Source organism: Cyanobium sp. T1B-Tous, from assembly GCF_024345475.1.
GTDB lineage: Bacteria > Cyanobacteriota > Cyanobacteriia > PCC-6307 > Cyanobiaceae > Cyanobium_A.
On sequence record NZ_JAGQBE010000088.1, the window covers coordinates 1 to 7812 of the forward strand.

Annotated in this window: 9 protein-coding genes and 1 pseudogene; 5 read left to right on the forward strand and 5 right to left on the reverse strand. The window is 59.8% G+C overall.

Going from position 1 to position 7812, the window contains the following annotated elements:
• The first annotated feature begins 982 nt into the window (after positions 1-982).
• Both KBY71_RS13780 and KBY71_RS13785 read left to right on the forward strand, forming a co-directional pair.
• Complete coding sequence (locus KBY71_RS13780) at positions 983-1294, forward strand: Nif11-like leader peptide family RiPP precursor (protein ID WP_254929466.1); 312 nt, start codon at positions 983-985, stop codon at positions 1292-1294.
• 825 nt (positions 1295-2119) lie between these two features.
• Positions 2120-2479, forward strand: a complete 360-nt coding sequence (locus tag KBY71_RS13785; RefSeq protein WP_254929467.1) for a Nif11-like leader peptide family RiPP precursor — start codon at positions 2120-2122, stop codon at positions 2477-2479.
• A 277-nt stretch (positions 2480-2756) separates the two neighbouring features.
• Here KBY71_RS13785 and KBY71_RS13790 read toward each other — a convergent pair.
• Positions 2757-3526, reverse strand: a pseudogene (locus tag KBY71_RS13790) (transposase).
• On the opposite strand from KBY71_RS13790, the gene KBY71_RS13795 reads away from it, so the two are divergent.
• Entirely contained in the window at positions 3514-4551 is a 1038-nt protein-coding gene (locus tag KBY71_RS13795; protein WP_254929468.1) for a DUF7005 family protein, read from the forward strand. The pseudogene KBY71_RS13790 and the gene KBY71_RS13795 sit on opposite strands and share 13 nt — an antisense overlap.
• Before the next feature lie 6 nt (positions 4552-4557).
• Here KBY71_RS13795 and KBY71_RS13800 read toward each other — a convergent pair whose 3' ends face one another.
• Positions 4558-4935, reverse strand: a complete 378-nt coding sequence (locus KBY71_RS13800) for a translation initiation factor (protein ID WP_254929469.1) — start codon at positions 4933-4935, stop codon at positions 4558-4560.
• A 111-nt stretch (positions 4936-5046) separates the two neighbouring features.
• Here KBY71_RS13800 and KBY71_RS13805 point away from each other — a divergent pair, with 111 nt between their 5' ends.
• Complete coding sequence (locus KBY71_RS13805) at positions 5047-5283, forward strand: AbrB/MazE/SpoVT family DNA-binding domain-containing protein (protein WP_254929470.1); 237 nt, start codon at positions 5047-5049, stop codon at positions 5281-5283.
• A 102-nt stretch (positions 5284-5385) separates the two neighbouring features.
• Here KBY71_RS13805 and KBY71_RS13810 read toward each other — a convergent pair whose 3' ends face one another.
• Positions 5386-5775, reverse strand: a complete 390-nt coding sequence (locus tag KBY71_RS13810) for a type II toxin-antitoxin system VapC family toxin (protein WP_254929471.1) — start codon at positions 5773-5775, stop codon at positions 5386-5388.
• The gene (locus tag KBY71_RS13815; protein WP_254929472.1) at positions 5772-6017 is read right to left on the reverse strand and encodes a FitA-like ribbon-helix-helix domain-containing protein; all 246 of its coding nucleotides are present in this window, start codon (positions 6015-6017) and stop codon (positions 5772-5774) included. The genes KBY71_RS13810 and KBY71_RS13815 overlap by 4 nt, the downstream gene beginning before the upstream one ends.
• Before the next feature lie 163 nt (positions 6018-6180).
• On the opposite strand from KBY71_RS13815, the gene trpB reads away from it, so the two are divergent.
• Positions 6181-7452, forward strand: coding sequence for a tryptophan synthase subunit beta (gene trpB / locus KBY71_RS13820; RefSeq protein ID WP_396095523.1), 1272 nt, complete (start codon positions 6181-6183; stop codon positions 7450-7452).
• A gap of 27 nt (positions 7453-7479) precedes the next feature.
• Here trpB and KBY71_RS13825 read toward each other — a convergent pair.
• Positions 7480-7812, reverse strand: a 333-nt coding sequence (locus KBY71_RS13825; protein WP_254929473.1) for a cysteine hydrolase family protein, incomplete at its 5' end; no start/stop codon positions are given.

Genomic DNA, 7812 nt, shown 5'->3' on the forward strand with positions numbered 1-7812 from the left:
GATGATCTGCTCCGCTGTGTGCCTGGTGCGTTTCATGGTCGAATCCCCGGCCCAGTCTGGCCGGATGAGGACTCTCATTCACCCTGGACCGATTGCCGGGGTCCACGTCAGTTGAAGTATCAGGCAAAGCAGACCTTGGAGTTGAGCGATGAGGAGCTGGAGGGAGTAGCTGGTGGGGGGGAAAATGAGGATATATATGCTTTATTTGCCCTATGGCAGGCAGTTTCGCAATCTATCAGGTCTGTTTAATACCAGCTTTTCCGACGACACTTCGGTTGATGTGCGCTTTTCACGCCGCAAGTAATCTCAGCAATATCAACCCACAGCAAAGCCAGATATCTGCATTGTTAAGCCCTGTTGATACATTTATTTGCCCATCACATCTACCAAATACTTCGCTCTCTATCGCCGTCACGGATGCCATTGGTTCTTCTAAATCTCACGGCAATCTGTTGCCACTCTTCTGGGATTTGATTGAGGCGACAATCAAAAGCAAAAGGCAGTAGCTGTTGCCCTGGCGATACCCGTTTGCTCTTACTCTTACCAGCCTTCCCTACCAATCGTTCCAGCATCCTTAAGCCCCAGTCGGGCTTAGGTGCTCCTTTGGCGTGATGGCGATACTGCTGGCAGAAACTCTCATAACGCGTGGAGCATCCCTTCTGCGTTGGTGCCAGGGTAAGGAAACTTGGGTGCCACTCACTGATGTCATTAACCTCCAATCTGCCGTAGTGACCGTATGTGGAGTAGGGGTCATAAAATCCCTTTCGTATCCCTGCCGCCTTTGGATTGGCGTTTCACGAACAGGCAGCCAATGAGGTTGGGTGCGACGGCTTCGGCGGGGCGGGCGAAGAAGGATTGGGGGAGGTGCTGGGAGATCTTGGTGGCTATGGGAGTGGCTGTGTGAGGTTGTGCTGAGGAGCGCTGACGTGTCGTGGGCGATTAAGTGATAATGAACCCATTCACCCCTTATCACCGCCAAGCGATGTCAGAAGAGCAACTTTCAGCCCTACTTGCCAAGCTCAAGGATGATGAGGGGCTTCAGGAGAAGCTCAAGGGTGCAGCCGACCTTGATGCTGCGGTTGCCTTGGCGAAGGAGGCAGGGTTTGATGTCAGCAAGGCTGATTGGCTCAAGTATCAGGCAAAGCAGACGATGGAGCTCAGCGATGAGGAGCTGGAGGGTGTGGCTGGGGGCACTGAAGTTCTGATACCAATACTGATACCAAAACTGGGAAAGGAAGAGGGCGACGATCAATATACTCCTCCTAGCCTATCCCCTATTTTCATTCCATCCTAGCCTATCCCCTAAAGCCCCTGCCACCACAGGGGCTTTTTATTTCTTCAGCCACCACCAAACAGCCCCAAAAGCCATCCGATACCTGGCACCATCACCCATCGCAACCGCCAAACTTGAGCCGCTTTTTACGCTTCTGCCAATCTCGAATTAGAAAGCCGACGCAAAGCCAGACATCTCTATTCTCTACCTCTACGGATACATATATTTCTCCGCCGCAGCTACCAAATACTTCGCTTATTATCGCTATCGCGGATACCATTCGCTCGCCTAAATCTCACCGCAATCTGATTCCAGTCATCAGGGATTTGACTGAGGCGTAAATCAAAAGCAAACGGAAGTTGTTGCTGTCCTGGTGATATCCGTTTGCCCTTGCTGCTGCCACTGGTTTCCACCAATCGTTTCAGCATCCTTGAGCCCCAGTGGCACTTGGGGGCTGCTTTGGCGTGATGGCGATACTTCTTGCAAAACCGCTCATAACGCTTGGAGCAGTCTTTGAGTGTTGATGCCAGTTGCAGAAATGATGGGTGCCACTCACTGATGCCATCAACCTCCAATCTGGCGTAGTGCCCGTAGTTGCTATGGGGGTCATCAAATTGTTTATGCACCCCTGCCGCCTTGGGGTTGCCGTTTCACCAACAGGCAGCCGATGAGCTCGGGGGCGACGCCTTCGGCGGGGCTGGCGAAGAAGGATTGGGAGAGGGCTGGGGAGGGGTTGGTGGTCGTGGTGGCTATGCGAGTGGATTTTAAAACTATGTGCGAATTATTACGGTAGCTGGAAGTCCAGCCAGATCTATGCCAGATTGTTGTTGACTCTATTATTAGAAAATGTCAGAGCAAATTACAGCCCTGCTTGTCAAAATCGAGGAGGATGCGGAGCTACAGGAGAAATTCAAGGGTGCTCCAGACCTTGATACGGCTGTTGCCTTGGCGAAGGAGGCAGGGTTTGAGGTCACAGAGGCTGATTTCAGGATGTTGATAGAGGCTGCCAGGAAGATGCGGTCACAAGAAACTGGTGATCTTGAACTCAGCGATGAGGAGCTTGCAGGTGTTGCTGGTGGGGTCTTCCCGTGGTTGGCGGCGATCGGAATGATTGCGATCGGCGGGACGGCGATTGGATATTTGTCGTCTTTGGGTGGGGACGGGATAATGGAGTTGATTGACCCTGGTAGGGACGGGGTGGGTTGATTGCGGGACCGGGGAATCCGAATTGATGCGACAGTAAACTCAATTCCTCTTTAGTATAACTCTACCCCACAAGCCCCTGCCGCCACAGGGGTTTTTATTTCTTCAGCCACCCTCAAACAGCCCCAAACGGCATCCGATGTCTGGCACTATCACCCATCACCACCGCCAAGCTTGAGCCGTTTTTTACGCCCCAATTAATCTCACCAATATCAACCCATAGCAAAGCCATCCACCTCCATATTCCACCTCTACTGATACATATATTTCTCCACCGCAGCTACCAAATACTTCGCTCCTTATCGCCATCACGGATGCCATTAGCTCGTCTAAATCTCACTGCTATCTGCTGCCACTCTTCGGGGATTTGATTGAGGCGTAAATCAAATGCAAAGGGTAGTTGCATTTGCCCTGGAGATACGTGCTTGCTCTTGCTCCTTTTGCGGCAACTGGTTTCCACCAATCGTTTCAGCATCCTTGAGCCCCAGTGGCACTTGGGGGCTGCTTTGGCGTGATGGCGATACTTCTTGCAAAACTGCTCATAACGCTTGGCGCACCTTGTAAGGGTTGATGTCAGCTTTGGGAAACTAGGGTGCCACTCAGTGATGCAATCACCCTCCAGTCTGCAGTAGCGTCCGTAGCTGCTATGGGAGTCTTAAACTCTTTAGGACTCCTGCTGCTTTGGGGTTCGGCGTGGATGTATCTCAATGTATTTAGTACCCTTCTGTGGTCTTTGGGGGCAATTGCTTTTGCCTAATACCTGGCCTCAGAGGTGCCCGCAACGCCCAGATAGGCGTTAGCGCCATCAATGAAGTCCAGCCAATCAAGTGCATCAACTTGGCTGGCATCATCGAGTTGCGACAGCAGCTGTAGGTGATTAGCCATCAAGTGCATCCCATACAGCCTGTGAGGCAACTTCTCCTGGGCACGCTTGAGCGCGGCCAGCAACACATCTCGTCTCAAGGTGGCCATCACAATCTGACGGCTGTTGCTGCGCAGGGTGATATGAAATGAATAACCCTGGGGTATGTGAATTCTTGGACGGGGCATCAGGGCAGGGCGGGGATGGTCAGGCCCTGTCGGCCCAGCAGTCGCTCGATGCTTATTGCCAGGGCTTCCACCGGGCCAGCGAGCCATGGCCCATGCTTCCTCTGGTCGATGACACCACGATCAGCTGGTGCCGCCAGCTGATCGTGGATGCCCCTTCCGGTGTGCTGCACTGCGAACCGCTTGTGGAGGCCCTGCAGGCAGCTTTGCCCCAGTTGCGGCTGCCCCAGGTCGCCGGCATCCGCCGCAGCGATCTTTATCGGCAGCTGGTCCTGCGCGGTGAAGAGGGCACCTCGGCTGCATTGCAGGCGGTTGGTCCGGAACCGGTGTGGCAACAGATCGGGTCCTTGAGGCTCTCTCTGGCGCCCCATCTCTGCGGTGCCATTCCGGTGCTTCTCACCCCGAATGGGTCCGACTTTTGCCTACTGGTGAGAGCCCTGGCCCATCGCTGCGAGCCCGTTGTCTTGGCCCATGGCGTCCACGCTCAGGCCGTGAGTGGGCTGATCCACTGGGGGCTGATCCGCCGCTTCGGGGCCAAAAGCCGCGCCCAGCTGATCCTGTTGCACGAGGCACCCTATGGATCTGTGGCCGCACAACATGTGCCCGGACTGCCCGGCAATGAGTCCTGGTTAGAGGCGTCCACGGTCCTGCGACTGGAGCATGAACTCACCCATCTAGCCACCAAGCGCCTACTGGGCGAGATGCGGCTAAACCTGCTCGATGAGCTGGTGGCCGACTGCATGGGGATGGTGGCGGCCCTGGGCCTGTTCGATGCTCAGCTGTTTGGTCGTTGCCTTGGCCTTGATCCCAACGGCGCCCCCCTGCCTGACGGGCGTTGGCGCACCTACGTGGCTGAGCTGGATGCCGGTGATGCCCACCAGGCCCTACGGCTGGTGATGGAGCGAGCCCGGGAACTGCAGGCCTTGCTCCAGGCGGATCCTGATCTGCTCAGGCCCGAATCCGCCATGACACGGCTGCAATGGCTTTGCCAGCAGCGGCTGGATCAGGTGATCAGCGCTAGCCCGTGACTGTCTTCAGCACCACATGCAATTGGCTGAATCCGAACGTTTGCGTGCATCTGTGAATTGAATTGAGGGCGCCCATTTCCTCTCGCCCATCAGGCCCACCTGCCTGAGCTGCTCCTCTTCATTCACGCCGTCTTTGACGGTGCCGCCGGCGCCGGCAACCGCCTTGAGCTGTTTGAGCAGTGTTTTCAGCTCGGCTTCCGGCGCCTCAAGGCCCGTGATCGCCGTTACCAGTTTTCCGCCCTTGCCGGCCTTGGTGCGCTGCACCCGCACCCGCTGCTGGGCCTTTGAGCTGGGTGCGCCCGCCGGGCCAGACCCAGTGGCGGTGGGTCTGGCCGTGCTTGCGGAGTTACTGCTGAATTCCTGCCAGCCGCCCTTCTTGGCCATGCCCAATCCTGCAACGCTGGTTCGGATTCTGGTCGGTGCAGCCTTCCCCGTGATCGCAATGCCCCCGGTAGGTTTCTTACTGATCCTTAGCGCCCGGCTTGAGCTGCCACCATGCGCATCACCAGTAAGGGCCAGGTCACGATCCCCCAGGCGATCCGCGAGCAGTGCGGGCTGTTGCCTCACACCGAGGTGCGCTTTGAGCTCGAGGAGGGGCGGCTGCTGCTGGTGAAACAGGACCCACCCGGTGACCGAGGTGAGGAGGGATTGCGCCTGTTGCGGCAGGCCCGCCTGCGCACCCGCCTCAGCACCGATGAGCTCCTGGCCCTTTGCCGGGGTGAGGAGCTGTAGTGCTGTTTGTGGATTCGAACGTGATCCTCGACGTGATCACGGCAGATCCCCACTGGGCCGCCTGGAGTGCCACCCAGCTCGCCCAGGCCCCCGCTCCAGCCCTTAAACCAGGGGTCTCGCCACATCCGGGAATGCAACAAGAACTGCGCGGTCTTCCGTGACCAGCGGCACCCCCAGTTGCTGTGCAGCAGCCACAAACTCGCAGTCGTAGGCACTGCAGCGGCTGCTGTGAGCCAGCTGCAAAACCTGATCGGAAGCCACCGGTTCGTCCTGGCCAGCCAGCAGCACCTCTGCCCGTTGCATCAGCGCCACGGCCTGCGGGAGCAGGAGCAGGTCACGCCGCAGGTAAGTGGTGAGCACATTCCGCCACTCACTGCGCCAGAGCGGCGGTGCTGCCCAGCGGGGTTGATCGAGCAACAGAGCTTCTGCCAACTTTGTTTTGGGCCCTGGCAGCAGCAGATAGGCCAGCACGTTGGTGTCGACAACAATCAAGGCCGACCTTCACGCTTGAAGGCATCGATCTCAGCCGGATCGAAGCTGTGCTGAGCCAGGCTGTCGCGCAGGGCCCGGATCTCTACTAGCTGCTGCTCTGTGGCCAAGTGGTCATGGCCTAGTCCGGCCTCCAGGCAAACGATTGCTTCATTGTTGAGGCTGCGCCGATGCCGCTTGGCCGCCGCCGCGAGCCGGGCATGAAGCACGTCGGGCAGGTTTTTGAGCGTGATGGTTTTGGCCACGGCAGCCAGCGATCTCACAGCGACCCAACCATTATGGATCCGTTCTGGATTCTGGCAGGACGTGGTTCTGGATCGCTGTGCGTCGCCCAACGATGCTGGTGTGCTGGAAGCGCTGCTGCCGGCCGCTGGCTTCTTAGGCTTACAAGATCTGATAGCGCCACCGGTGACAAGCACCGTCTCTCCCATCTCCGCAGCCAGCGGCGTCGATCCAGCGGCCCTGGAGCGCGCAGCCCGCCCCAACAGCCTGGGCCGCTACGGCCAGTTCGGCGGCCAGTACGTGCCCGAAACCCTGATCCCCGCTTTGGCGGAGCTCGAGCAGGCCGCCGCCGAGGCCTGGAAGGATCCTGCTTTTACCGATCGGCTCAACCATCTGCTGCGCACCTATGTGGGGCGGCCCAATCCCCTCTATGAGGCCGAGCGGCTAACGGAGCACTACCGCCGCGCCGAGGGCGGCCCGCGCATCTGGCTGAAGCGCGAAGACCTCAACCACACCGGCGCCCACAAGATCAACAACGCCCTCGGCCAGGCGCTGCTGGCCCTGCGCATGGGCAAAAAGCGGATCATTGCCGAAACCGGCGCCGGCCAGCATGGGGTGGCCACCGCCACCGTGTGCGCCCGCTTCGGTCTGGAGTGTGTGGTGTACATGGGCGCGGAGGACATGCGCCGCCAGGCCCTCAACGTGTTCCGCATGCGGCTGCTGGGGGCCACGGTGCAGCCCGTCACTGCCGGCACCGCCACCCTCAAGGACGCCACCAGCGAAGCGATCCGCGACTGGGTGACCAACGTGGAGAGCACCCACTACATCCTCGGCTCGGTGGCGGGTCCGCACCCGTTCCCGATGCTGGTGCGCGATTTCCATGCCGTGATCGGCGAGGAAACCAAGCGCCAGTGCCACGAGGCCTTCGGCCGCAACCCCGACGTGCTGGTGGCCTGCGTGGGCGGCGGCTCCAATGCCATGGGCCTGTTCCACCCCTTCGTGCAGGACACGGCCGTGCGGCTGGTGGGGGTGGAGGCCGCCGGCGATGGCGTGGCCACCGGCCGCCATGCCGCCACGATCACCGAGGGCCGCGTGGGGGTGCTGCACGGCGCCATGAGCCTGCTGCTGCAGGACGACGAAGGCCAGGTGCAGGAGGCCCACTCGATCAGCGCCGGCCTGGATTACCCCGGCGTGGGCCCCGAGCACAGCTACCTGAAAACCATCGGCCGGGCCGAGTACGGCGCCGTGACCGATGCCGAGGCCTTGGACGCTCTGCAGCTGCTCTGCCGGCTGGAGGGCATCATCCCGGCCCTGGAAACGGCCCACGCCTTCGCCTGGCTGGAAAAGCTCTGCCCCACCCTGGCTCCGGGCACCGAGGTGGTGCTCAACCTCTCGGGCCGCGGCGACAAGGACGTGAACACCGTGGCCGAGAAGCTCGGCGACAAGATGGGCGGCTGAGCCCCGAACGGCTTCAGGCAGAAGGCTTCAGGACGAAGACTGCAGGAGCGCCAGGAAGGCGTCCACGCTCATGAGCGAGGCGTAGCCCTGGAAGCACCCCAGCGCCGCGGCGTGACGCTCGGGAGTCTCGGCCTGGCAGGCGTCGGTGAGGCACACCACCCGGTAGCCGCGGTCGGCGGCATCCTTCACCGTGTGGTCAATGCACTGGTCGGTGAGCAGGCCGATCACCACCAGGGTGCGGATGCCGATGTTGCGCAGCAGGTAGTCGAGCGTGGTGGAGCTGAACGGCGACGACGAGCTTTTCGGCAGCACCAGCTCATCGGGCCATGGCGCCGGGAGGCCGCTAACCTGGGCGGCGCG